The organism is Pseudomonas sp. R2-60-08W, assembly GCF_003852335.1.
In the GTDB taxonomy this organism is placed as follows: domain Bacteria; phylum Pseudomonadota; class Gammaproteobacteria; order Pseudomonadales; family Pseudomonadaceae; genus Aquipseudomonas.
The window spans coordinates 3,782,634-3,805,425 of the sequence record NZ_CP027731.1; the positions used below are offsets into that span (position 1 = coordinate 3,782,634).

The 22,792-nt window shown below is 59.4% G+C and carries 29 protein-coding genes and 4 tRNA genes; 13 read left to right on the forward strand and 20 right to left on the reverse strand.

All coding sequences use genetic code 11. The annotated features are described in order from the left end of the window. Nucleotides 1-214 precede the first annotated feature (214 nt). Both C4J90_RS17120 and C4J90_RS17125 read left to right on the forward strand, forming a co-directional pair. Nucleotides 215-529: a hypothetical protein gene (locus C4J90_RS17120; protein ID WP_124363570.1), complete on the forward strand. Its 315-nt coding sequence runs from the start codon at nucleotides 215-217 to the stop codon at nucleotides 527-529. Between the two features lie 289 nt (nucleotides 530-818). Then, on the forward strand, nucleotides 819-1,031 hold the full coding sequence (locus C4J90_RS17125) for a cold-shock protein (RefSeq protein ID WP_003234260.1): 213 nt from the start codon (nucleotides 819-821) through the stop codon (nucleotides 1,029-1,031). A gap of 72 nt (nucleotides 1,032-1,103) precedes the next feature. On the opposite strand, the gene C4J90_RS17130 is transcribed toward C4J90_RS17125, so the two are convergent. Then, the gene (locus C4J90_RS17130) at nucleotides 1,104-1,424 is read right to left on the reverse strand and encodes an I78 family peptidase inhibitor (RefSeq protein ID WP_124363571.1); all 321 of its coding nucleotides are present in this window, start codon (nucleotides 1,422-1,424) and stop codon (nucleotides 1,104-1,106) included. 144 nt (nucleotides 1,425-1,568) lie between these two features. Then, entirely contained in the window at nucleotides 1,569-1,874 is a 306-nt protein-coding gene (locus C4J90_RS17135) for a hypothetical protein (protein WP_124420411.1), read from the reverse strand. Between the two features lie 156 nt (nucleotides 1,875-2,030). Between C4J90_RS17135 and C4J90_RS17140 the strand changes: the two genes are divergently transcribed. Next, on the forward strand, nucleotides 2,031-2,237 hold the full coding sequence (locus tag C4J90_RS17140; protein ID WP_124363573.1) for a hypothetical protein: 207 nt from the start codon (nucleotides 2,031-2,033) through the stop codon (nucleotides 2,235-2,237). Between the two features lie 33 nt (nucleotides 2,238-2,270). Here C4J90_RS17140 and C4J90_RS17145 read toward each other — a convergent pair whose 3' ends face one another. Genes C4J90_RS17145 through C4J90_RS17175 form a run of 7 tightly spaced genes read right to left on the reverse strand, consistent with a single transcriptional unit; the run spans nucleotide 2,271 to nucleotide 9,238 of the window. Next, on the reverse strand, nucleotides 2,271-3,299 hold the full coding sequence (locus tag C4J90_RS17145) for a nucleoside hydrolase (RefSeq protein ID WP_124420412.1): 1,029 nt from the start codon (nucleotides 3,297-3,299) through the stop codon (nucleotides 2,271-2,273). 26 nt (nucleotides 3,300-3,325) lie between these two features. Further along, on the reverse strand, nucleotides 3,326-3,730 hold the full coding sequence (rbsD, locus tag C4J90_RS17150; RefSeq protein ID WP_124407677.1) for a D-ribose pyranase: 405 nt from the start codon (nucleotides 3,728-3,730) through the stop codon (nucleotides 3,326-3,328). Further along, complete coding sequence (gene rbsK / locus C4J90_RS17155) at nucleotides 3,727-4,644, reverse strand: ribokinase (protein WP_124420413.1); 918 nt, start codon at nucleotides 4,642-4,644, stop codon at nucleotides 3,727-3,729. Before rbsK ends, rbsD begins: the two co-directional genes overlap by 4 nt. A gap of 23 nt (nucleotides 4,645-4,667) precedes the next feature. After that, a complete protein-coding gene (locus C4J90_RS17160) occupies nucleotides 4,668-5,690 on the reverse strand; it encodes a LacI family DNA-binding transcriptional regulator (RefSeq protein WP_124363577.1) in 1,023 nt (340 codons plus the stop codon). 3 nt (nucleotides 5,691-5,693) lie between these two features. Next, entirely contained in the window at nucleotides 5,694-6,671 is a 978-nt protein-coding gene (locus C4J90_RS17165) for an ABC transporter permease (protein ID WP_003174987.1), read from the reverse strand. Next, nucleotides 6,668-8,221 (reverse strand): sugar ABC transporter ATP-binding protein, encoded by a 1,554-nt coding sequence (locus tag C4J90_RS17170; RefSeq protein WP_124420414.1) that lies wholly within the window; start codon nucleotides 8,219-8,221, stop codon nucleotides 6,668-6,670. Before C4J90_RS17170 ends, C4J90_RS17165 begins: the two co-directional genes overlap by 4 nt. Nucleotides 8,222-8,278: 57 nt before the next feature. After that, nucleotides 8,279-9,238 (reverse strand): sugar ABC transporter substrate-binding protein, encoded by a 960-nt coding sequence (locus C4J90_RS17175; RefSeq protein WP_124363579.1) that lies wholly within the window; start codon nucleotides 9,236-9,238, stop codon nucleotides 8,279-8,281. 450 nt (nucleotides 9,239-9,688) lie between these two features. Between C4J90_RS17175 and C4J90_RS17180 the strand changes: the two genes are divergently transcribed. The 3 genes from C4J90_RS17180 to C4J90_RS17190 all read left to right on the forward strand — a co-directional run bounded on the left by C4J90_RS17180 (nucleotide 9,689) and on the right by C4J90_RS17190 (nucleotide 11,888). Next, complete coding sequence (locus C4J90_RS17180) at nucleotides 9,689-10,777, forward strand: asparaginase (protein WP_124367653.1); 1,089 nt, start codon at nucleotides 9,689-9,691, stop codon at nucleotides 10,775-10,777. Between the two features lie 165 nt (nucleotides 10,778-10,942). Next, nucleotides 10,943-11,194, forward strand: coding sequence for a DUF1654 domain-containing protein (locus tag C4J90_RS17185; RefSeq protein WP_124404699.1), 252 nt, complete (start codon nucleotides 10,943-10,945; stop codon nucleotides 11,192-11,194). 4 nt (nucleotides 11,195-11,198) lie between these two features. Continuing rightward, the gene (locus tag C4J90_RS17190) at nucleotides 11,199-11,888 is read left to right on the forward strand and encodes an endonuclease (RefSeq protein ID WP_124371242.1); all 690 of its coding nucleotides are present in this window, start codon (nucleotides 11,199-11,201) and stop codon (nucleotides 11,886-11,888) included. 27 nt (nucleotides 11,889-11,915) lie between these two features. On the opposite strand, the gene C4J90_RS17195 is transcribed toward C4J90_RS17190, so the two are convergent. Further along, entirely contained in the window at nucleotides 11,916-12,281 is a 366-nt protein-coding gene (locus C4J90_RS17195; RefSeq protein WP_124408649.1) for an SPOR domain-containing protein, read from the reverse strand. Nucleotides 12,282-12,541: 260 nt separating this feature from the next. Here C4J90_RS17195 and csrA point away from each other — a divergent pair, with 260 nt between their 5' ends. Further along, entirely contained in the window at nucleotides 12,542-12,736 is a 195-nt protein-coding gene (gene csrA, locus C4J90_RS17200; RefSeq protein ID WP_003192511.1) for a carbon storage regulator CsrA, read from the forward strand. A 203-nt stretch (nucleotides 12,737-12,939) separates the two neighbouring features. Further along, nucleotides 12,940-13,203, forward strand: coding sequence for a hypothetical protein (locus C4J90_RS17205; RefSeq protein WP_124420415.1), 264 nt, complete (start codon nucleotides 12,940-12,942; stop codon nucleotides 13,201-13,203). A gap of 4 nt (nucleotides 13,204-13,207) precedes the next feature. Here C4J90_RS17205 and C4J90_RS17210 read toward each other — a convergent pair whose 3' ends face one another. After that, nucleotides 13,208-13,879: an HAD-IA family hydrolase gene (locus tag C4J90_RS17210; RefSeq protein WP_124420416.1), complete on the reverse strand. Its 672-nt coding sequence runs from the start codon at nucleotides 13,877-13,879 to the stop codon at nucleotides 13,208-13,210. 201 nt (nucleotides 13,880-14,080) lie between these two features. On the opposite strand from C4J90_RS17210, the gene C4J90_RS17215 reads away from it, so the two are divergent. From C4J90_RS17215 to C4J90_RS17225, 3 genes are read left to right on the forward strand one after another with little or no spacing between them, the layout of a single operon-like run. Then, nucleotides 14,081-14,341, forward strand: coding sequence for a DUF2790 domain-containing protein (locus C4J90_RS17215; RefSeq protein WP_124420417.1), 261 nt, complete (start codon nucleotides 14,081-14,083; stop codon nucleotides 14,339-14,341). A gap of 42 nt (nucleotides 14,342-14,383) precedes the next feature. After that, nucleotides 14,384-15,055 carry a heavy metal response regulator transcription factor gene (locus tag C4J90_RS17220; RefSeq protein ID WP_124367657.1) on the forward strand — a complete coding sequence of 224 codons (672 nt, stop codon included), beginning with the start codon at nucleotides 14,384-14,386 and terminating at the stop codon, nucleotides 15,053-15,055. Beyond that, nucleotides 15,052-16,452, forward strand: a complete 1,401-nt coding sequence (locus C4J90_RS17225; protein WP_124420418.1) for a heavy metal sensor histidine kinase — start codon at nucleotides 15,052-15,054, stop codon at nucleotides 16,450-16,452. Before C4J90_RS17220 ends, C4J90_RS17225 begins: the two co-directional genes overlap by 4 nt. A gap of 12 nt (nucleotides 16,453-16,464) precedes the next feature. On the opposite strand, the gene C4J90_RS17230 is transcribed toward C4J90_RS17225, so the two are convergent. The 4 genes from C4J90_RS17230 to C4J90_RS17245 all read right to left on the reverse strand — a co-directional run bounded on the left by C4J90_RS17230 (nucleotide 16,465) and on the right by C4J90_RS17245 (nucleotide 19,276). Beyond that, nucleotides 16,465-16,911, reverse strand: a complete 447-nt coding sequence (locus tag C4J90_RS17230; protein WP_124420419.1) for an anti-virulence regulator CigR family protein — start codon at nucleotides 16,909-16,911, stop codon at nucleotides 16,465-16,467. A gap of 64 nt (nucleotides 16,912-16,975) precedes the next feature. Then, nucleotides 16,976-17,605, reverse strand: coding sequence for a pyroglutamyl-peptidase I (gene pcp / locus C4J90_RS17235; RefSeq protein ID WP_124420420.1), 630 nt, complete (start codon nucleotides 17,603-17,605; stop codon nucleotides 16,976-16,978). Between the two features lie 7 nt (nucleotides 17,606-17,612). Continuing rightward, a complete protein-coding gene (locus C4J90_RS17240; RefSeq protein ID WP_124415130.1) occupies nucleotides 17,613-18,563 on the reverse strand; it encodes a DUF979 domain-containing protein in 951 nt (316 codons plus the stop codon). Next, complete coding sequence (locus tag C4J90_RS17245) at nucleotides 18,560-19,276, reverse strand: DUF969 domain-containing protein (protein WP_124420421.1); 717 nt, start codon at nucleotides 19,274-19,276, stop codon at nucleotides 18,560-18,562. Before C4J90_RS17245 ends, C4J90_RS17240 begins: the two co-directional genes overlap by 4 nt. A 155-nt stretch (nucleotides 19,277-19,431) precedes the next feature. On the opposite strand from C4J90_RS17245, the gene C4J90_RS26925 reads away from it, so the two are divergent. Beyond that, on the forward strand, nucleotides 19,432-19,794 hold the full coding sequence (locus C4J90_RS26925; protein WP_164488024.1) for a hypothetical protein: 363 nt from the start codon (nucleotides 19,432-19,434) through the stop codon (nucleotides 19,792-19,794). Between the two features lie 35 nt (nucleotides 19,795-19,829). On the opposite strand, the gene C4J90_RS17250 is transcribed toward C4J90_RS26925, so the two are convergent. Beyond that, a tRNA-Val gene (locus C4J90_RS17250) sits at nucleotides 19,830-19,906 on the reverse strand. A gap of 184 nt (nucleotides 19,907-20,090) precedes the next feature. Between C4J90_RS17250 and C4J90_RS17255 the strand changes: the two genes are divergently transcribed. Further along, nucleotides 20,091-21,374: an FAD-binding oxidoreductase gene (locus C4J90_RS17255; RefSeq protein ID WP_124420422.1), complete on the forward strand. Its 1,284-nt coding sequence runs from the start codon at nucleotides 20,091-20,093 to the stop codon at nucleotides 21,372-21,374. Nucleotides 21,375-21,534: 160 nt separating this feature from the next. On the opposite strand, the gene C4J90_RS17260 is transcribed toward C4J90_RS17255, so the two are convergent. The 4 genes from C4J90_RS17260 to C4J90_RS17275 form a co-directional block, all read right to left on the reverse strand. Next, nucleotides 21,535-21,611 (reverse strand) — tRNA-Asp (locus tag C4J90_RS17260). A gap of 106 nt (nucleotides 21,612-21,717) precedes the next feature. Further along, a tRNA-Asp gene (locus tag C4J90_RS17265) sits at nucleotides 21,718-21,794 on the reverse strand. A gap of 56 nt (nucleotides 21,795-21,850) precedes the next feature. Beyond that, nucleotides 21,851-21,926: transfer RNA gene (locus C4J90_RS17270), tRNA-Val, on the reverse strand. Nucleotides 21,927-22,015: 89 nt separating this feature from the next. Continuing rightward, nucleotides 22,016-22,789: an SDR family oxidoreductase gene (locus C4J90_RS17275; protein WP_124420423.1), complete on the reverse strand. Its 774-nt coding sequence runs from the start codon at nucleotides 22,787-22,789 to the stop codon at nucleotides 22,016-22,018. Nucleotides 22,790-22,792: the final 3 nt, after the last annotated feature.

Below are 22,792 nucleotides of genomic sequence, written 5' to 3' on the forward strand. Positions count from 1 at the left end.
TGGATTAAAAAAAATAACCTGGCAAGGCGGCAAATGGCGCACCTGGAAAAAGCCAAGCCCAGGATGCTAGCACAGATGAACGGTCATCGCGCCGACACGACCTGCGGTAGAAGTAAATTCGATGCCTTATGGTCGCAAAAGTGAACTTGAGCTGTACGCCACGCCTCAAACACCCCGAGAATCGCCGTTCGTCCTCGACCCAAAGGAGCATCCCATGATGCGTTTTACTTCGACACTCGCCCTCGCCGCTTCCCTGGCATTCCTTTCGTTTGGCGCGCAAGCCGCAGCACCATCGAACTGGCCGGAAGGCGCCCGTGACGCCTTCGTCAAAGACTGCAGCGCTGCGGCCAGCCAGAACGTGGACGTCAAAACCGCCAAAGCCCATTGCGAATGTGGCGCCGACAAGATCAACGCCGAATTGAGCACTGCGGAAATCAAAGAATTGATGACCAACCAGAACGCCAGCCCAGAGCTTAAAAACAAAGCGGTTGCGGCTATTTCGTCTTGCAAAGTGGTCAAGAAAAAGTAAGAACGCTCACTGATCGGGCGTCTTTTTTGCCAGAAAAACAGCCTGAAAACGGCTGTTTCTCACAAATTACGTAGCTTTTACGGCTTTTTTTAACAGCTGATATTTCGCTCCAAAGCCCCGTAGAACGGGGCTTTCAGCCAAAACAGGCACGCAACGCAACGCGATTGATTAGCAAACAATGCCTTGGGGGGGCTCCCAAGCCGAACATTTCGACTATGATAGCCCTGTGTGCCCAGTTGGCCTGAGCAGCACAGCACTACTGAAAATATATGTTTCTTGGAGATACACCATGTCTAATCGCCAAACCGGCACCGTTAAATGGTTCAACGATGAAAAAGGCTTCGGCTTCATCACTCCTCAAGGTGGCGGTGACGACCTGTTCGTACACTTCAAAGCTATCGAAAGCGACGGTTTCAAAAGCCTGAAAGAAGGCCAAACCGTTTCCTTCGTGGCTGAGAAAGGCCAAAAGGGTATGCAAGCTGCACAAGTTCGCGGCGAGTAATTCTCCGCTGAGCTAAAAAAACCCCGTCCATGTGACGGGGTTTTTTATGGATGCTGCAAAAGCCAGTGGCTATCAGCCGCAATTGACCCGCGTGATCACCAGGTTATCGTCGGTGTTCAGGTTCAGGCGGTCGGAGCGATACTCCAGCGTGATCATGTCGTTGGGTTTGAGGATGCGTGCGTTCTGCGCACCGGCACGCGTACGCGCCTGCTCCAGCAGTTGAGGCGAGGCTTTCTGGCCGATCGTGAACTCGGCAGCCTTCGACTCACAGCGGCTATGACCAGCATCGGTCACGGTGGCATCTTTGCCTGGCTCAGAGGCACCCGGGGTGCTGCAACCCGCCAACGCGAGCGCTGCCAACAAAGTACCGAATGATGCGAGCTTCCAAGGCATGAAGCCTCCTATGATTAAAAATGGACAGAGATCGTGCGACAGCGAGTAAGCCGATTGGTTTCAAGACGTTAACGCCTGACGCCCAAGTCTGCCTGAGTCACGCCCGGCAAGCGCCCCGTCAATCGTGACTAGATATGAACATGCTCAGTAGATATCGATGTAGTCAGACGATGGCTTTGGCCAATTCTGCTTGAGCGCATTGAAAATCTGCATCACCCAGACTTCGTCGTTCGCGGCCACGTTACCCACATAACCGGAACCCTTTGCCCAGGTCTCCAGGCGAAACAGCAAACCACCTATATCAGCGCCCCCGACCACGCCTGAAGAAATGTAGGCAATACCCGCCTTGCTGACCCGCAGCTGGGTGTGTTCATCGTCACTGGCGCTGGCCAGCAGTTGGCGCACAGCGGCCAGCGTAAGACTCTCGGGGTTATTCAAATCGATCTGCACGCAGTGTTTCCCGGCCAATAAACAGGCGGACAGTGTCGCACACCCCCTTCCTCATGCCTAAGTAGGAGTGCCAACTTGCGCGCAAAATGGTTAACTGCGCCCGCTGCAGCCACACGCCAGCGCATTGCCCAGTACCTACAGCCCGCGAGATTTCCCATGACCACCGTAACGCTCCAAGCCGATATCAAAGCCAAATGGCCCCAAGGGCAAAGCTCCTACAGCCCCGGGAGTCCGGAGGAATTGGCGATCATCGGTATCGACCTGCTGGTCAAGGAGCTCGGCACCAAGGGCGCGCAAGCATTCATCAGCCAGGTATTCGAGAAATACCCGGCCGACCACATGGGCGCACCCGAGCGCGAATAAGAACCGGCCGGCGAACGCCGACCGGTAAGGGGGTTACTTCAAACGCGCCAGGCGCTCGGTCAAGAGATCGAAGAAGCCCTGGGCGTCGCCGTTTTCGACCCAGAACGCATTCTTGTCCTGCTTCAGCCCATCGTACCAATCGACAATGGTTTGGCCGAAGGTCGGGCCTTCCCGACTGTCGACAACCACATTGACCTGGCGACCGCTGAACAGCGACGGCTTGAGCAGGTAGGCGACCACCGTGGCGTCATGCACCGGCCCGCCAGGAATGCCGTAGTGCTCCATATCGCCTTTGACGTATTCGTTAAGAATATTGCTCACAACCTTGCTTGCGTTGTTGTTCAGGTCGGCAATTTTCTTCAGGCGAGCCTCGCTGGTCAGCACCTTATGGGTCACGTCCAACGGCAGGTAGGTCAACTTCACGCCGCTTTTAAGCACGATCTCAGCGGCCACCGGGTCGGCGAACAGGTTGAACTCGGCCACCGGCGTGATATTGCCGCCATTGAAGTGCGCACCGCCCATCACTACCACTTCCTTGATGCCCTGGGTGATTTCTGGTGCCTGGGTCAATGCCAGGGCCAGGTTGGTCTGCGGGCCGAGCATGGCAATAGTGATGCTGTGGGGCTTGGCGGCCGTCAGGGTCTTGATCAGGTAATCCACGGCGTTGCCGTCCGCCAGGCCTTGTTTCGGCTCGTGCACGGTCACACCGGAAATCCCTTCCTTGCCATGGATATTCTCGGCATAGATCGGCTTGCGCAGCAGCGGTGCCGGAGCCCCCGCGTATACCGGGATGTCCTCGCGCCCTGCCCACTCGCGCGCCAGGCGTGCATTGCGCGAGGTTTTGTCCAGGCGCACGTTGCCGGCCACGGTCGTCAGCGCGCGGATGCTCAGCTCTTCCGGCGACGCCATGGCGAACAGCAAGGCAACCACGTCATCGGCACCTGGGTCGGTATCGATGATCAGGTCGATTTTTTCTGCCGCCTGGGCGCTTGCAGTTGTGAGTGCGGACAAAAGCAGAACACTCCGAAACAGGTTTTTCAGGGATGGAAGACCACGTTGCATAAAACACTCCTTGTCGTAGGGGGACTCTAGAAGGTTACGCCGGAGACCAGCGCGATATTGCAGTACGGTTGACATTCACCGGTGCGCACCACGGCGCGCGCCTTGCCACTCAGTTGCTTGAACGCATCATGGCTGAGCAGGCGTCGTTCGCCCAGCGCAGCCTGTTCGGCCAGCGCATTGAGCTCGGTCAGCGCCGGCGGCTGTTTGAGCAGGATTTCTTCAGCCAGCACGTGGCTTTCCACCTGCATTTCGCTGAGCACAACGCGCAGGGTGCTGATGAAATCCGGGATGCCCTGGGTCAGCGCCAGGTCGATCAACTCGACGCCAGGTGGCACCGGCAGGCCGGCATCACCGATCACCAGGATGTCGCCGTGCCCCAGTGACGCGATCACGCGCGACAGGGCGATATTGAGCAGAGGGGTCTTTTTCATGAGGGCACAAAACCTTGTACGTCGTGCAGGGTAGGAATAGAAGGTTGGGCGCCGGCACGGGTCACCGACAACGCTGCCGCGACCTGGCCAAACCGGATCGCCTCGGCTTCGCTCTTGCCTGCGGCCAATGCCGCAGCAAAACCACCTACGAAGGTATCGCCGGCAGCCGTGGTGTCCACCGCCGTGACCTTGGGCGCGACCAAGTGTTCGAAGCTGTTGCCATCGGCAAACAGTGCACCCTGGGCGCCAAGGGTGATGATGACTTTAGCGGCGCCAGCCTTGATCAGCGCGGTAGCCGCGAGCTTGGCGCTGTCGAGCGAATCAACCGTCACGCCGCTCAAGGCGCTGGCTTCACTTTCGTTGGGGATCAGGTAGTCAATCGAGGCATACCACGCGGCCGGCAAGGGCCCACTGGCGGGCGCCGGGTTGAGGATCACCGTCTTGCCCAGCTCGCGGCCGCGCTTGAGCGTATGCCCGACGGTTTCCATCGGTACTTCAAGCTGGCAGATGATCACGTCGGCGGCCTGCAACACTGCATCGCAGTCCGTCATCGAGTCGGGCGTCAACTGACCGTTACTGCCCGCCACAATCACAATCGCGTTCTGGCTGCTGTCATCCACCACGATCAGTGCGACACCGCTGGAGCCTTCGACGGTGCTGACGGCCTGACAATCGATACCTTCGACCACCAGTGCATCACGCAGTTGGCCGCCGTAGGCGTCAGTGCCGACGCAACCGATCATTGCCACATCGGCCCCCAGGCGCGCCAAGGCTACGGCCTGGTTGGCGCCCTTGCCACCGGGTACGGTGGAAAATGTCTGGCCGATCAGTGTTTCACCGGCACGCGGCAAGCGACTGGCGCGGGTGACCAGGTCCATGTTCAAGCTGCCTACTACCACTACTTTTGCTGGCATACATCAGTACTCATCAATTCGGTTCAGCGGTATTGGGCGAACACACCGGCCAACGGCGCCGTCGACTCACGCAAGACAATACTCGGCGTCACGATACGTTGATCGATCGGGCGTTGGGGTGTCGCTATACGTCGCAATAATAATTCAGCCGCCGTCTCGCCCAGTTGCAGGATCGACTGCCCGACCGTGGTCAGCGCCGGATAAACATACCGGCCCATTTGAATGTCATCGAAACCAATCACCGACAGCTCGCCCGGCACGCGGATATTCTGCTCTGCCGCAGCGCGCAGCACGCCGAAACCGATCATGTCGTTGCAGGCAAATATCGCACTGGGGGGTTGCTGCGCAAGCAATTGCACAGCGGCGGCATAGCCGCCGGTGCTGGTGAAATCACTTTCCCGAATGCGCTCAGCCGCTATTTCGACCCCGGCTTCGCGCAGCGCACGCCGATACCCTGCCAGACGCATTTGCGCCACGCGAGTATGGGCCGGGCCGGCGATGCAGGCGATGTCGCGATGGCCCAATTCAAGCAAGTGCCGGGTCGCCAGGTAAGCCCCCTCTTCATGATCGATACGCACCAGGTCGACGTCGATACCGTCCAGCGCCCGGTCGACTATCACCATGGGCGTGCGCACCGCACTCAAGCCAGCGGCGAGGCCACTGTCATCGCCGCCCACCGAGGTCACGATCAAGCCATCGACGCGTTTCTCCAGCAGCACGCGCAAATAGCTGCGCTGCTTTTCGGCATTGTCGTCGGAGTTGCAGAGGATCACGCAGTAGCCATTGCGCTCGCAATAGTCCTCAATGCCCCGGGCCAGTTCGGCGAAATACGGGTTGAGGCTGTTGGGCACCAGCAGCCCGATCGTCGCGGTGGTTTTGGCCTTGAGCGAGCGCGCGACCGCACTTGGCACATAGTCCAACTGCTTGATCGCCGCCTCGACCTTGATGCGCACCGGCTCGCTGACCGGGCGCGTCTTGTTCACCACATGGGACACCGTGGTGTAGGAAATCCCCGCCAGCGCTGCCACATCCTTGATCGTTGCCATGGTTCAGCCCCGCCGACTGGCGCGCTGGCTGCGGTAAGTATCAAGGACCACGGCGATCACGATCACCGCACCGGTAATGATGCGCTTGGTCGGTTCTGTCGCGCCGATCTGCGCCAGGCCCGCAGCCAATACCGAAATAATCAGCACACCAAAAAAGGTACTGATGACCGAACCGCGCCCGCCCATCAGGCTGGTACCGCCGATCACCACAGCAGCGATCACTTGCAGTTCCAGGCCCGAGCCGGCATTCGGATCCGCCGCTTCCAGGCGCGAGATCTGGAACAGCGCGGCCACGCCGGCCAGCAGGCCCATCAGGCTGAACACCAGGATCTTGTAGGGCTTGGGGTTGATACCGGCCAGGCGCACCGCTTCTTCGTTGGTACCGATACCGATCAGGTAGCGACCAAACACGGTGCGGGTCAGCACCAACTGGGCGGCGATGATCACCAGCAACGCAATGATGAACGACGGCGAGATCCCGAACGCAATCGGGTTGGACAGCCAGGCAAACGAATCACCGATATAAGCGGTGCGCGAGCCGGTCATCTGGTAGGCCACGCCCCGGGCCATCTCCAGCACGCCGAGGGACACGATAAAGGAAGGGATCCGCCAGGCCACGGTGATGGAGCCGGTGAGTGTGCCGGCCAATGCGGCGCAGCCCATGCCCAGCACGGCGGCCGGCAATACGCTCCAGCCCCAGCTCAGAATCGCCACGCTGACCGCCGACGCCGCCAAGGCCAGTACCGAGCCCACCGACAGGTCGATGCCACCGATGATCAGGATGAAGGTCATGCCCACCGCCAGTACCATCAGGTCTGGAATCTGGTTGGCCAGAGTGCTGAATGTGTCGTAGGACAGGAAGTGATCGCTGAGTACCGAGAACAGCGCAATCATCGCCAGCAACGCACCTGCCAGCCCCAGGTAGGTACCCAGGCCGTAGAAGTTGCCGCCAGTCTTACCGGGGGAAGTGGTTGTTTTCATGGGGTATTCCTAGGCGCTGCATCGTTGAGCAGCGCATCACGTTTCTGATAGCCGGCAAAGGCGGCGGCGAGCAATTCGTCCTGGGTCCAGCTGTCGCGCTCGAAAGTCTCGATCAGGCGCCCGGCGGACAATACGCCGATGCGGTCACAGATCAGCATCAGCTCGCGCAGGTCACTGGAGACCACGACCAGCGCTTTGCCCTGGCGCGTCAACTCGCCGAGCAAGGCATAAATGTCGAACTTGGCACCGACGTCGATACCTCGGGTGGGCTCATCGAACAGCATCACCGAACAATCACGCTCCAGCCAGCGGCCAATCACCACCTTCTGCTGGTTACCGCCCGACAGTTCGGAGACCAACTGCGCCGGGCTGGAACTGCGGATACGCATGGCGTCGATCTGGCGCCTGGCCAGGGCGGTTTCATCGCGGCTGTTCACCAGCCCCCCAGCGGAGATTTCCGGCATGTTGCCCAGGGCGATGTTGGCGCTGATCGACTGGGTCAGCAGCAGGCCTTCACCCTTGCGGTCTTCGGTGATCAGGGCAATGCCATGACCGACCGCATCGACCGGGGAGCGAATGCTCACTACATTGGCCTGCGGCCCCAGCGCCACGGTGCCGCTGTCGGCCGGGTCGGCGCCGAAAATCAGGCGTAGCAACTCGGTACGACCGGCGCCGATCAGGCCGGAAATACCGTAGATCTCACCGGCGCGCACCTGGAACGACACGTCACGGACCTTGTCCGAGCGCGTCAGGCCTGTGACCGTCAGGGCCGGTCCGCCGATGGTGCGCGGGCCCAGGTCGATATGCTCGCCCAACTCGCGCCCCACCATCAGCGTCACCAATTGTTCGCTGTTGTAATTGGCCATCGGCTCGACACACACCAGCTTGCCATCGCGCAATACCGCGATGCGCTGGGCCACACGGGCCAACTCTTCCAGCCGGTGCGAAATATAAATGATCGCCACGCCTCGGGCCTGCAGGCGAGTGATTTGTTCGAACAGCATCTCTACTTCACGGGCAGTGAGCATCGCCGTAGGTTCGTCGAGAATCAGTACGTGGCAGTCGCCGATCAGGTTGCGGGCAATCTCGACCATTTGCTGATGGCCAATGCCCAGGCTGCCCACCAACGTGTCCGGGTCGATGGCGTCCAGGCCGACCTGGGCCATGGCTTCGGTCGCGGCTTTGCGCAGCTGTTTGCGGCTGATCCAGCCACCGCGGCTGGGCAGGTTATGCAGGAACAGGTTTTCAGCCACCGTCAGCGTTGGCAGCAGGTTAAGTTCCTGCATGACCATGCGCACACCCAGCGCTTCGGCCTGGGTGCGGCTGGCGGGGTGATAGGCCTGGCCATTGAACTGCATGTTCCCGGTGGTTGGCGTGACCAACCCGCCGATGATCTTCGACAAGGTGCTTTTGCCTGCGCCGTTTTCACCGGTCAACGCCAGCACTTCACCGCGATTGAGTGTGAGCGTGATGTCGGACAGAACCGGTTGGGCATAGGTCTTACCGATACCGCTGACCGAGAGGACAGCGTTCGGGGCGGAAGATGACATAGGAAAATCTCCAGGCGCCCGCTCAGGACGAGCGGGCGCTGTTGGCTACTGCCGGGATTACTTCTTGAGGACGAGTTCGACTGGGGTTTCGATCACACCGTCGGTGGCGTCGACCTTCTCGCCCTTGACCAGCTTGAGCGCGTTCTGGATGCCGAACACGGCTTGCTGGGCAGCGGCCTGGTCGGCGGTCGCCAGTACGCGACCGTCCTGCAGCATCGGCTTGATGGCTTCGATGTTGTCATAGCCCACCACCAGCACTTTACCGGCCTTGCCTGCCGCACGTACGGCGGAGACCGCGCCCAGGGCCATGTTGTCGTTACCGGCCAGGAGTGCCTTGAGGTCGGGGTATTCGCTCAGCATCGCCGATGCGACTTTCTGGCCCTGGTCGATTTCCCAGTTACCGGATTGGGTGGAGACGATCTTCATGCCGGCGGCATCCATCGCATCCTTGAAGCCTGCGGTGCGCTGCTGGGCGTTGGTGGTGGTCGGTACGCCTTCGATGATACCGACCTTGTCGCCTGCGGCCAGTTGCTTGGCCAAGTAGTCACCCACCAGCTTGGAGCCTTTGCGGTTGTCCGGGCCGACGAAGGGAATATCGAGTTTTTTGCTTTTCAGCACGTCCGGGTCCAGACGGTTGTCGATGTTGACCACCTTGATGCCGGCATCCGAGGCTTTCTTCAGCACGGTGACCAGCGCTTTGGAGTCGGCGGGTGCAATGACGATGGCGTTGACCTTGGCCAGAATCATCTGGTTGACGATATCGATCTGCGCGCTGGTGTCGGTTTCGTTCTTGATGCCGTTGGTGATCATGTCGAAATCGGCGGCGTGGTCTTTCTGGTACTCCTTGGCGCCCTCTTGCATGGTCACGAAAAATTCGTTGGCAAGGGACTTCATCACCAGGCCAACCTTGGGTTTGGCGGCGGCGTCGTCAGCGAAAGCAGAAGAGAGAGGCAGGGCAGCGGATGCGGCGGCAAGCACAGCGACAGCGAGAAGACGTCCTGCAAATGGCAGCTTCATGGGTGTACTCCGATCTTATGATTATTGTGAGCAACGCTCGCGTCGAAGAAACATCTCGCAAACGTTTGCGTTATCAGAACTATGAGAACCTTGTCGAGATTTGTCAACGGCAGTCATTCACCTTTCATCCTGAACACACCCTGCCCTTTCCCCGTTGGTTGAAACGGCAGGCGCAACGACGATCTCATACATAACCTGCGCCAACCCGACCCGGCTTTCGGACAACCGAACAGCGAAGCGCCTTCCGTTCGGAAAGCCGGACGGCGTCGCATCAGCTCAGACTGAAAACTCCAATTAAATTGTTTTAAATCAATAGCTTATTTTATCGATCCGAGCATGATTGGCTTGGTACAAATCCTGCTCTTTCTCAGCACCTCGAGGCGTTCAGAGTCGCCCGGGTGTTCTGGATGAACCTGCTACCGCACTCATCAAAAACCAGAGAGAAAAATAATGAAATCTGCATTGAAGACCTTTGTTCCTGGGGCGCTGGCCCTCCTGCTGCTGTTCCCGGTTGCCGCTCAGGCAAAAGAAGTCGACACCAAGACCAAGCTTTCCAACGTGGTGATCCTCGCCACTGGCGGCACCATTGCAGGGGCTGGCGCCAGTGCGGCCAACAGCGCCACTTACCAGGCCGCCAAAGTCGGCATCGAACAATTGATCGCGGGTGTTCCTGAGCTTAGCCAGATCGCCAATGTACGCGGCGAACAAGTGATGCAAATTGCTTCGGAAAGCATCAACAACGACAACCTGCTGCAACTGGGTCGCCGCGTCGCCGAACTGGCCGACGACAAGGATGTGGACGGCATTGTGATCACCCACGGTACCGACACCCTCGAAGAAACCGCCTACTTCCTCAACCTGGTTGAAAAAACCGACAAGCCTATCGTAGTGGTCGGTTCCATGCGCCCTGGTACCGCCATGTCGGCAGACGGTATGCTCAACCTGTACAACGCCGTTGCCGTCGCGGGCAGCAAGGATGCACGAGGCAAAGGCGTGCTGGTGACCATGAACGACGAGATCCAGTCGGGTCGCGACGTGAGCAAGATGATCAATATCAAGACCGAGGCTTTCAAGAGCCCATGGGGCCCGCTGGGCATGGTCGTTGAAGGCAAATCCTACTGGTTCCGCCTGCCGGCCAAGCGTCACACCATGGATTCGGAATTCGACATCAAGACCATCAAGAGCCTGCCCGACGTCGAAATTGCCTACGGCTACGGCAACGTGAGCGACACTGCCTACAAGGCCCTGGCCCAAGCCGGCGCCAAGGCGATCATCCATGCCGGCACCGGCAATGGTTCAGTGTCGTCCAAGGTCGTTCCCGCGCTGGTGGAATTGCGCAAGCAAGGCGTGCAGATCATTCGCTCTTCCCACGTCAACGCCGGCGGCATGGTGCTGCGTAACGCCGAGCAACCAGACGACAAATACGACTGGGTCGCCGCCCTTGACCTGAACCCGCAGAAAGCGCGCATCCTGGCGATGGTCGCCCTGACCAAGACCCAGGACAGCAAAGAGCTGCAACGGATGTTTTGGGAGTATTGATTCCAGGCTTTATCTGTAGGAGCGAGTTCGCTCCTACAGTTCCTCGCAAAAAATCACAGCAAATTTCCAAATTCGCTGTCAGACGGAGTTCTTTGAATTTAAGCAGTTGCGAAATTACCTACAGTTAAATACTGTATGTGCGTACAGCTTACTAAGGAATACTCCGTGGCAAAGCCCTCCTCCGCAGCACCCGCACCGCCAGATGCCTACCAGCGCCTGGCTATTCGCGTCCAAAAAATCATTAACTCGACCAACGCGCAGAAGGCCAAGGCGGCGCTGATCTTCCGCCTGCCGGATGAGCCCGAAGACGAATGGGCGCGCTTGCTTGAAGAGATTGCGGAAAACGACAACGTCACCCTCGCCTACAGGGATGACGGCGGCGTGCAGATTTTCTGGGTTGTGCCGAAGGAAGATTGATTGAATGAGTGTCCGTTTTTTTGCTGTGTGCTGCCTGTTGTTTGCTGTCACCGCCAACGCCCAAGCCCCCCGAACCTTCAGTGAAGCCAAAAAAATCGCCTGGAAGCTCTACGCTCCGCAGTCCACCGAGTTCTACTGCGGCTGCAAATACACCGGTAACCGTATAGACCTGAAAGCCTGTGGCTACATCCCGCGCAAGAACGCCAACCGTGCCGCACGCATCGAGTGGGAACACATCGTGCCCGCCTGGCAGATCGGCCATCAACGTCAGTGCTGGCAAAATGGCGGGCGTAAAAACTGCACGCGCCATGACGACGTATTCAAGCGCGCCGAAGCGGACCTGCACAACTTGGTGCCGAGCATCGGCGAGGTGAATGGCGACCGCAACAACTTCAGCTTCGGCTGGCTGCCGGTGCAAAGCGGGCAATACGGTTCATGCCTGACGCAAGTGGACTTCAAGGCCAAGAAGGTCATGCCGCGTCCGTCCATCCGCGGAATGATCGCGCGCACCTATTTTTATATGAGCAAGCAATACGGCCTGCGCCTGTCGAAACAGGATCGCCAGCTGTATGAAGCCTGGAACAAGACCTATCCGGTGCAAGCCTGGGAGCGCCAGCGCAACCAGACGGTGGGCTGTGTGATGGGCCGTGGCAATGAGTTCGTCGGCCCGGTGAATCTGAAGGCCTGTGGCTGAAGGTGGGCGCAACACCCACCCGGCTCGTTACTGGGTGGCCTTGTGTTCGATGACCTCTGACACGGTGTCGTTTTTCTTGGCCCGCGCCATCTTTTCGTTGAGCAGGGTCTGCTTCGCCTCAGCCTCGGCCTTGCTCGCAAACGGACCCAGCAGGACCTGATCCTTGCCGTCGACCTTGACGATATAAAAATTGAAACCATGCTCAAGCAACCAGGCGGTCAAGTCCGTGATCGCCTGCAGCTTGTGATCCGGCGGGCCCACCCATACATCCCATTCTTGAGCGGCAATCGCACCGGTTTGTGGCTGGCTTTGGGTCACGACAGGCTTGGCCTTGGGCGCATCGACAGGTTTACCTTCGCCGCATCCCGCCAACGCCAACACCGCAATTGCCATCGCTACTTTACGCACTGCCCTGCTCCTTTGAAGATAAAGAGGCGACTTTACCATTCACTGTCTATTCTGGCCGTCATAAACATTGGCTTAAACAATGCGAATGATGTATCGCGACCTGTATGATGCCGCCATGGGAATTAATGTCGCCTCTATGCGTCCTAAAAGAGGCAGTCACAGGGAAGCGCTTCGCAGTAAGCTACGCACATCCGACACCTGCCCTGTCTGAACATGTGTCCTTAAAAGTAATCAAGGAGAAGTCCATGCTTATACTCACCCGCAAAGTTGGTGAAAGCATAAACATCGGTGATGACATTACGATCACCATCCTGGGCGTTAGCGGCCAGCAAGTACGAATCGGCATCAACGCCCCCAAGGATGTTGCCGTGCACCGCGAGGAAATTTATCAGCGCATCCAGGCCGGCCTCACTGCGCCGGACAAAAACCAGACGCCTTGAAGCACCTCCAGTAGCCAGCCTTTTGCTTCACCGTAACGGCTGGCGAAAACCTGATTGACCCGTTCTTTTTCTACCCGAGCTGTGCGCCTCGTACATCGGCCTGCGCTGCAAGATGAAACTGCCATGCTCTCCGGAACTTGTTGCATCATTTGCAGCCAAATCCCACGTCATCCTGCGGTCCGAGTGCATTCAGGAGCACGTCGATGAGGCCAACCGTTACGCAGCCCATGGTTTCCCTTTCCTGGACGATCGCCTTACTGATAGGGCTGGTCTTTCTGGCGCTCGGGTATGGCCTGCGATTGGAAGTCGAGGCGACGGTCGACACCGCAGACCACTCTTGGCTGGACCTCGCGTTACTCTTGTGCGCCTACCTGTTTGCGTTCTGTCTCAAGCCGATTCAGAAGACTATCTTGCGTAAGCTTTGCCAGCGCGAGGCGCATCGCGCTGATCAAAAAACAGCACGCTGACGGTTTATTTCTCTCGCAGCGTCAGCAGGCCATCCGCTTCTTGCACCACTTGCAAACCCTCATACCCCTCGATACAGGCATGTTCAGTCGCCATGGGCGCCAGGTGCGTCGAGGTCACTACCATCACGTCCGCTCCCGCCGCTTCTGCTGCTCGGATACCTACCGTCGCGTCCTCGAACACCAGGCAATCCTGCACCGGCACGCCCAGGCGCTGAGCGCCAAGCACGTAACACGCAGGATCCGGCTTGCCGCTGGCGACATCTTCGGCCGTCACCATTACCGCCGGCATGGCAATACCGGCCGCTTGCATTCGGCGCAACGCCAGTGTCTTGGGCGCAGACGTGACCAGTGCCCACTGATCGGCCGGCAAGCGGTTCAGGAACGCGACCGCACCGGCAAGCGCCACGACACCCTCGACGTCGTTCAATTCAGCCTCGGTAATCCACGCCGCCTCCGCCTCGGGATCCACACCCGGCAACGCCTGGCGCGTGATCGTATCAATCGCGCGGGCGCCATGAATGGTCGTCAGGAAAGCCTGCACATCCAGCCCATGGCGTTCAGCCCAGCGGCTCCATACACGCTCGGCAGCGGCGATGGAATTGAGCAGGGTGCCGTCCATATCGAACAGGAAGGCACGGTAACGCTGACTGAATACGGCTGGATTTGGACTGGACACTACGCGGCTTCTCCATGGGTTCAAGCAATGATCGACCCACGCAATCTACGGTTCACCTCGGCACTTGTAAACGCTGCGAGGCGCCAGCGTTAAACCTTGAATGACGAACTTGTCATCATCCTGTTGGTTAGCTGTTCGGGTCGCCTGGTTACTGTGAACTCACTGCCAACCCCGGCAGCCACTTTAAACAGAGATCTCGCCATGAAACGCTTTGCCCTCGCCTTTGCTGCGTTGCTCGCCACCGGCTCGGTATTCGCTGCCGGCACCGCCCAAGCCGCTCCCGTGATCCATGATCAGACCGGCTTCTTCGTCCACCTGGATGTCGCCAAGGTTTTGTCCAGTACCGACTCCTACGGCCAATGCGGTATCGTCCCGGCACAACTGCGCTACCTGGACCATCAGGCCCGTGAGCATGTGCTGGACTACCGCGTGCTGGGCACCGGTTGCGCCAGTGACAATTGATCAGGCTAAACTTGCGCAACCCATCGAACCAGGGCTTTTCCCATGAACATCCTCGTAGTCGAAGACGAACCCAAGGCCGGTAATTACCTGCTTAATGGCCTGCAGGAGCTGGGCTACAGCGTGAGCCTGGCCCGCGATGGCGTGGATGGTTTGCACCAGGCCCTGGAAACGCCGTTCGACGTGATCGTGCTCGACGTGATGATGCCGAAGATGGATGGGTGGGAAGTGCTGCGCCGCTTGCGCAAGGAAGCCGACACGCCGGTACTGTTTCTCACCGCCCGCGATGACATCGCCGACCGCATCAAAGGCCTGGAGCTGGGCGCCGACGACTACCTGATCAAGCCCTTCTCCTTCGCCGAGCTGGTCGCACGCCTGCGAACCCTGACCCGACGCGGCCCGACGCGAGAAGAAGAACACCTGCACATCGCCGACCTGCAAATCGACGTGCTCAAGCGCCGCGTCACCCGCGCCGGCACGCGCATCACCCTGACCAATAAAGAGTTCGCCCTGCTGCACCTGTTCGCCACCCACCAGGACCAGGTGCTGTCGCGCTCGTTGATTGCCTCGCGGGTATGGGACATGAATTTTGACAGTGACACCAATGTGGTCGACGTGGCCGTGCGGCGCCTGCGCTTGAAAATCGACGACCCATTCCAACTCAAGTTGATCCACAGCGTGCGTGGCATCGGCTACCGCTTCGATACCCAGCCATGAGCCGCGCTCGCCATTATTCGCTGACCCTGCGCCTGGCACTGATATTCGCCTTGCTCGCCTTTGCCCTGCTGGCCACCCTGGGCGTGGCCCTGTACCGCGAGCTGGAGCGCGAACTGGTGCGCCGCGACGACACCGCGCTGATATCCCGAGTGGATCAACTGCGCAACCTGCTCAACGACAGCAATACCCTGGGCCTGATCCAGACAAAGCCCGAGTTGTTCCAGAACATGCTGGGCAACCGCGAATCCGTATTGAGTATCGGCGCCCCCGGCCAACAACCGTTGCTGTTGGTGAACCCGGCGAATATCGAGCTGCCGTCGATCAAACCGGTGCCCAAGGATCACGTACTGGCGCTGAGCGATGTGCAGCATCTGCCGGGGCTTAACGGCATTCCTTTTTCAACCGTGGCCGCGACCATCGACTCCGGCGATCTGGGCAGCCTGCAAGTCACCAGCGGCCGCCTGATGACCGAGCGCACCGCCGTACTCGCCAGCTATCGGTTGAGCGTTTATATCCTGGCGAGCATCGCTGCGATAGTCCTCGCGTTGGCCGGTTACCTGCTGGTGCATCGCGGCTTGCTGCCCTTGCGCCGCCTCGCCCGCCACGCGCAAGGGATCGGCGTCGGCAACCTGGCCGAGCGCCTCGACGGCCAGGGCGCACCCAAAGAATTGCTGCCAATGATCGAGTCGTTCAACACCATGCTTGAACGCTTGTCCAAGGGCTTTGTGCAGTTGGGCCAGGTCTCCACCGACATGGCGCATGAACTGCGCACGCCAATCAATAATCTGCTCGGCGAAACCCAGGTTGCCCTGCAACAGCAGCGCAGTATCGAAAGCTATCAGCAGCTATTGGCCTCCAATGTCGAAGAACTCGAACGCCTGGCGCGAATGCTCGACAATATGCTGTTTCTGGCGCGCACCGACCCTGCCAGCGCATTGCGTCAACGCCAGGCGCTGGACGCTGCGGATGAAGTGGAACGCATCGCGGATTATTTCGAAGGGCTGGCCGCTGACGCGGGCATGCACATCGTGGTCGAGGGCGAAGGCGTGATCTGGGCGGAGCCGATGCTCCTGCGGCGCGCCCTGGCCAACCTGTGCGCCAACGCCATCAAGTATGGTTCGCCGGGCTCGGAGCTGCGCATCCAGGCCATTGCAAATGACGAGGGCGTCAACCTGAGGGTCAGTAACCACGGTGAAACCATTCCCGCCGAGCACCTACCGCGGTTGTTCGAACGGTTTTATCGGGTGGATGAATCCCGCGAGCGGTCCTCCCAATCCAATGGGCTGGGGCTGTCGATCGTGGCAACCATCATGCAATTGCACAACGGGCGGTATGGCGTCAGCAGTGAAGACGGCGTCACGCGTTTCGAGTTGTTTTTCCCCGCTCGGGAAGCGTGAGGCACCGCCGGGTCAATCAAAAGCCCCGTTGAGCACTTCGTAGATGATACCGGTGGCGATGGTTACCAGAATCAAGTCAGTGCCGGCTTGCTGCCATTCATACCCGTCGTAGTGAGGCAGGCGCCCCGCCAGGCGACCATCGAGTTTCTTGGCGATACCGGGAGGCAGCGGTTTGCCGCGCGCCAGATTTTTCTGAATACCCGGAGGCAACGCAGGCCCAGGGCTCCAGTAATCGCGGTTACCGCCCACTAGGCTCAGCACACTGCCCCGATCAACGCTGGGGCCGTGATTACCCACCGAACCTTTGCCACCAGGCTTGCCGTGGCCCTGCCCCGCCTGGTTATTCCCTTTGTTATTGCCCTGGCCTTTGCCATTGCCGGGATCAGCCAAGGCAATACTGCTGCCTGCAAACAATGCGAGCGACAACACTACGGACACACACTTCGGGCACTTGATCATGATGTAGTTTTTCCAGGGGGATACCTGATCAACTGTAGTCGAGGTTATGCCACCGAGCACGGCATCAGCTCACCCGCCCGCCTGTTTCCACAATATCCACCTGAGTCTGCCAGGCCGCCGCGACCGCCAGACGCAAGCCTTCCACCAACATCGGCAGCGCCATCGACGGCTCACCCGACTCAGGCAAGCCCGGCACATGGATAAACCCACTGCGTACCTCAGAACCCGCCAGCGCATGCTGCAATCGATAAAACACCTGATTACACACAAACGTGCCCGCCGTCTGCGAAACCGAGGCAGCAATACCCGCTTCCCGCACCGCCCTGACCATACGCTTGATCGGCAATGTCGAGAAGTAAGCGGCCGGGCCACCCTCTACCACCGCCGTGTCAATCGGCTGGGCACCCAGGTTGTCCGGGATGCGTGCGTCATTGACATTGATTGCGACCCGCTCGATGGAAATGTCGCTGCGCCCAGGGCCCAAGCCTGTGGCGATGACCATGACCGGATGTAATTCGTCGATCAACGCCATCAAGGTTTCGGCAGCAGTGGCAAAGGCACAGGGCAACCGGCGTGCGATGATCCGCACGTCATCGCTCAGTTGCATTCCCTCCAGCTGGCGCACCGCTTCCCAGGATGGGTTGACGTCGTCGTGATCGAAAGGCTCGAAGCCTGTCAGCAATAGGGTATTCATCCTGGCCTCACATCAATAGATAAAGCAGCACGATATTGACCACCAGCATCATCAAGGCGGTCGGCAATTGGGCCTTGATCACCGCGTTCTTGTCTGGCAATTCAAGCAGCGCGGCCGGCACGATATTGAAGTTGGCCGCCATCGGCGTCATCAGCGTACCGCAGTAGCCGGAGAACATGCCGATCGCCGCCATTACCGCCGGGTTGCCGCCGTAGATACCCACCAGCACCGGCACGCCGACGCCACCGGTCATCACCGGAAAAGCGGCAAAGCCGTTACCCATGATCACGGTAAACAAGGCCATGCCCAGCACATACACCATGACCGCCACCAACTTGAAATCCAGGTTGATGTAAGTGGTAGTGACATGAGCAACCGCCGTGCCTACCCCGGCTTCATTGAACAACAGCCCGAGCATCGCCAGCATCTGCGGCAGCACCATGGCCCAGCCGAGCGCTTCGGTCAGGCGACGCGATTCGCGCAAGGCTTGCACCGGCGTATCGCGGGTCAGCCAGCAGGCCAGTCCCAGGGCGATCAGGCAGCCGATGCCGAGCGAGACGAAAGTAGTGTTCTTCGGATCGAGTAGCGGTACACCGCCAATTTCGGTGTGCTTGAGCAATACCGAGCCAATCACCGTGGTCAGCGGAATCGCCAGCGCGGGGATAAACAGCTTGTGACCCAGGCGACCGGCACTGGCACGGGAAGCCTTGACATGCAATTCGGCGTGCTGGCCACGGCCAACGCCGCCCAGGCCCGCAATCAACGCCATCACCACAACGCCGACACCGATGGCTACCGAGGGCAGGCGCTCCCCCACCAGAAACGGAATGGCAAACAGCAGCCAGAACAGCGCGCTGGACCAACGCTTGGGGTGGGTGCGATCCAGCACGATCATGCCGGCGGTGATCAGCAACAGCACGCCGGCCAGCCAGTACAGGTATTGAATGGAAATAATCATTGCGCGGCCTCCACCGACGGGGCGGCGGCGGTCATCTCACGGGTCAACCTGCGATCGAACCGATGCAGGCGAATGGCGTGAATGATAAAGGCACAGATCGCCGTCGGGATGCCCCACACCGCAATATGCAGCGGATCTACATCAATCCCCGAGCCGAGCAGGAAGGTGTGCATCAAGGCGATCGCACCAAAGGCGACGAAGATGTCCTCGCCAAAAAACAACCCCACGTTGTCGGTGGCGGCGCACATGGCCAAAACCTTGTGGCGCAGCTTGTCCGGCAGCTTGCCATAGCGTTTTTCCGCCGCACCTTCGGCCATCGGTGCCAGCAATGGCCGTACCATCTGCGGATGCCCGCCCAGGCTGGTCAGCCCCATGGCCGCGGTAGACTCACGAACAAACAGATAGATGATCAGCAAACGCCCGACCGTCGCGCGCTCGAAGCGGGCGATCCAGTTCTGCGCATGCAGACGCAGGCCATGACGCTCCAACAGGCCAATCACCGCCAGCGGTAATAACAGGATCAATTGCAACGCACGGGTTTGAAGGAAGCCATCACCCATGGTTGCGAGAATTTTTTCCAGCGGGAACTGGGCGGCGAGCCCGGTAGCGATAGCGGCGGCGGTAACCACCAGCAACGGATTGAAGCGCAATACAAAGCCGACCACGATGACAAGTACGCCGATCAACGGCCATAAGTTCACAACAGTTTGCATAGCGGAGAGGTCCTTTAGTGCGCGCTGCGGCGCCATTACAGCAGGATGTGAGCAAAGGGCTCACAGCATGAAAGTGGCGTGCAGTCGGCTCGGTTTTTTATTGTTGACCCGGAAGGTCGAGCGGTGACGGCAACTTTGCTGCCTTGAGGCGGGAGGTGTCCAACAAGAAAAATTGTTGCTGCAGACCAATAAATTTTGTGGAGATTGGCAGCGCTGGCCCCGGCAACTGGAGGGATTCGGGATTGGCCCTATACTCAGCCATGATGGTCCTGCGGATCATCCACGGTGCGATTGCCGACAATGAGGGCTCCAGCTATGTATGCCGGTCAAATGAGCAGTATGGCGACAACGATTGGCGAGATACGCTGCCAGATGGCGGTCCAGATCATTTGCCTGCTGTCGGTGGCTACGCTTTTCTGTTGATCGAGATGCGTAGCCCTCAAGTGCGCCGCGAGGTGTCACTTTGGCAAGGTATTGCCCGAATTCCGAGCAACAAAAAAGGGCCCACCTTTCGGTGAGCCCTTCTAGACCGCCCAGCAGAGCGGATTTTGTTTGGTAGGCGCGATTGGACTCGAACCAACGACCCCCACCATGTCAAGGTGGTGCTCTAACCAACTGAGCTACGTGCCTGCTGTGAGGCGGCATTCTACGGAATTCCGTAGGGGTGTCAACATCTTTTTTGCAGCTAAGCCTATGAATATGCGAATTTTTTATTCGCGGGCGACATGCCCACGATTTACGGGCGGCTGGCAGGCAATTTTCAACTCAGGTAGGATCGCCGCACTCGTAAAAAATATAAAACAGAGGTTCCAGGATGGCGAACACCCCCTACCCCCAGTCCTATTACGCCGCCTCCGCGAACGCGGTTCCGCCGCGCCCGGTGCTGCAAGGTGAGATCGAAACCGATGTCTGTGTGATCGGCGCCGGTTACACCGGCCTGTCCAGCGCGCTGTTTCTGCTCGAGAACGGCTTTCGCGTGACGGTGCTGGAAGCCGCCAAGGTAGGTTTTGGTGCGTCCGGCCGTAATGGCGGGCAGATCGTCAATAGCTACAGCCGCGACATTGATGTCATCGAACGCAGCGTCGGGCCCAAGCAGGCGCAGTTGCTGGGTGAGATGGCGTTCGAGGGCGGCAGGATCATTCGTGAGCGCGTGGCCAAGTATCAGATCCAGTGCGACTTGAAGGACGGCGGTGTGTTCGCCGCCCTCAACAGCAAGCACATGGGCCACCTGGAATCACAGAAGCGCCTGTGGGAGCGCTACGGCCATACGCAACTGGAACTGCTGGACGAGCGCCGGATTCGCGAAGTAGTGGCTTGTGACAACTACGTAGGCGGCCTGCTGGACATGAGCGGCGGGCATATCCACCCGCTCAACCTGGCCTTGGGCGAGGCGGCGGCCGTTGAGTCCCTGGGCGGCACGATCTATGAGCAATCGGCAGCGGTGCGCATTGAGCGTGGCGCCAATCCGGTGGTGCATACCGCCGAAGGTAAAGTCATGGCCAAGTTCATCATCGTCGCGGGGAATGCCTACTTGGGCAACCTGGTGCCGGAGCTGGCGGCGAAATCAATGCCGTGCGGCACCCAAGTCATCACTACCGCCCCCTTGGGCGATGAACTGGCCAACACGTTGTTGCCCCACGACTACTGTGTCGAAGACTGTAACTACCTGCTCGATTATTACCGCCTCACCAGCGACAAGCGCCTGATCTTCGGCGGTGGCGTGGTGTATGGCGCGCGGGACCCGGCAAATATCGAAGCGATCATCCGGCCGAAAATGCTCAAGGCTTTCCCGCAGCTCAAGGACGTAAAGATCGACTACGCCTGGACCGGCAATTTCCTGCTGACCCTGTCGCGCTTGCCTCAGGTTGGCCGCCTCGGCGACAACATCTATTACTCTCAAGGCTGTAGCGGCCACGGCGTGACCTATACGCATCTGGCGGGCAAGGTATTGGCCGAAGCCCTGAGAGGCCAGGCTGAACGCTTTGACGCGTTTGCCGACCTGCCCCACTACCCGTTCCCGGGTGGCCAGCTCCTGCGCACGCCTTTTGCCGCAATGGGCGCGTGGTATTACGGGCTACGGGACAAGCTGGGCTTTTGACGTACAACGGGGAGCCGGTTCGCCGGCTCCTTGCCTAGAAAAAGCCAAATCGCAGACACAAAAAACCCCGGTCTTTCGACCAGGGTCTTTGCTATCGGATCAAAGTCAGCCAATGGCTTTCCTTGTGCTTCAAGGCGTTCAGTGGGCCTTGAGGCAGATATGGCGCAGCGGACGGGACTCGAACCCGCGACCCCCGGCGTGACAGGCCGGTATTCTAACCGACTGAACTACCGCTGCGTATCGCTTGGCTGACTGAGACTAAAACCCTCAATCACCTTTAAACATCTGACTGATCAGCTTTTGCTGTTCAACCTCAAGCCCGACACATCGGACCTGGAAAATATGGCGCAGCGGACGGGACTCGAACCCGCGACCCCCGGCGTGACAGGCCGGTATTCTAACCGACTGAACTACCGCTGCGCGTCGGTGCAACCTTTAACGTTGCGTCTTGCCACAAGGGCAAAACTCTCAAGAACTGGTGGGTGATGACGGGATCGAACCGCCGACCCTCTGCTTGTAAGGCAGATGCTCTCCCAGCTGAGCTAATCACCCTTTGCTTCGTTGAGGCCGCGAAATTTACGCAGGTAGCGGACCTAAGTCAATAGCCCGCTTGAAGTTTTTCTGAAAAAGACAAAAAAGCTTCAAGACCGCCCTACTCGCTGTATCATCTTCTTGCTCATGCCACCGTCCACCACGAACTCTTGCCCGGTGACAAACCCGGCCTGGCGCGACAGTAGCCACGCCACCATGGCTGCTACGTCCTCCACCGTGCCTACCCGGCCCGCCGGATGCTGGGCATGATCGGCATCGGTGAGCGGTTCGGCACGCCGCGCAGCGGGATCACGCGCATCGATCCAGCCAGGGCTGACCGCATTGACCCGCACTTCCGGGCCCAAGCTCATCGCCAGCGCGTGAGTCAGCGCCAGCAGGCCACCCTTGCTTGCCGCGTACGCTTCGGTGTCCGGCTCCGATTGGCGGGCCCGTGTCGAGGCCAGGTTGACGATAGCGCCACCATGGGCGCGCAGGTACGGCGCACAGTGCTTGGCCAGCAGCATCGGCCCACTGAGGTTCACCGCCAGCACGCGGTTCCAGTACGCCAGGTCGAGGCTTTCCAGGGTGATATTGCGCGGATCGGCCACCGCCGCATTGCACACCAACGCATCCAGGCGCCCGAACTGTCCCAATACCTCAGCGACCCCTTGAGCCACCTGCTTCTCGTCGGCCACGTCCATGCTGATAAACCAGGCATTCTCGCCCAGCACCTTGGACACCTTGGAGCCGCGCTCGCGGTCCAGGTCGGTCAACACCACCTGCCAACCTTCGCTGATCAGCCACGCCGCGATCCCGAGGCCAATGCCCCGCGCCGCGCCGGTCACCAGCGCCACGCGCCCGTTACTGGCCGTTGCGGCCTCCATGGA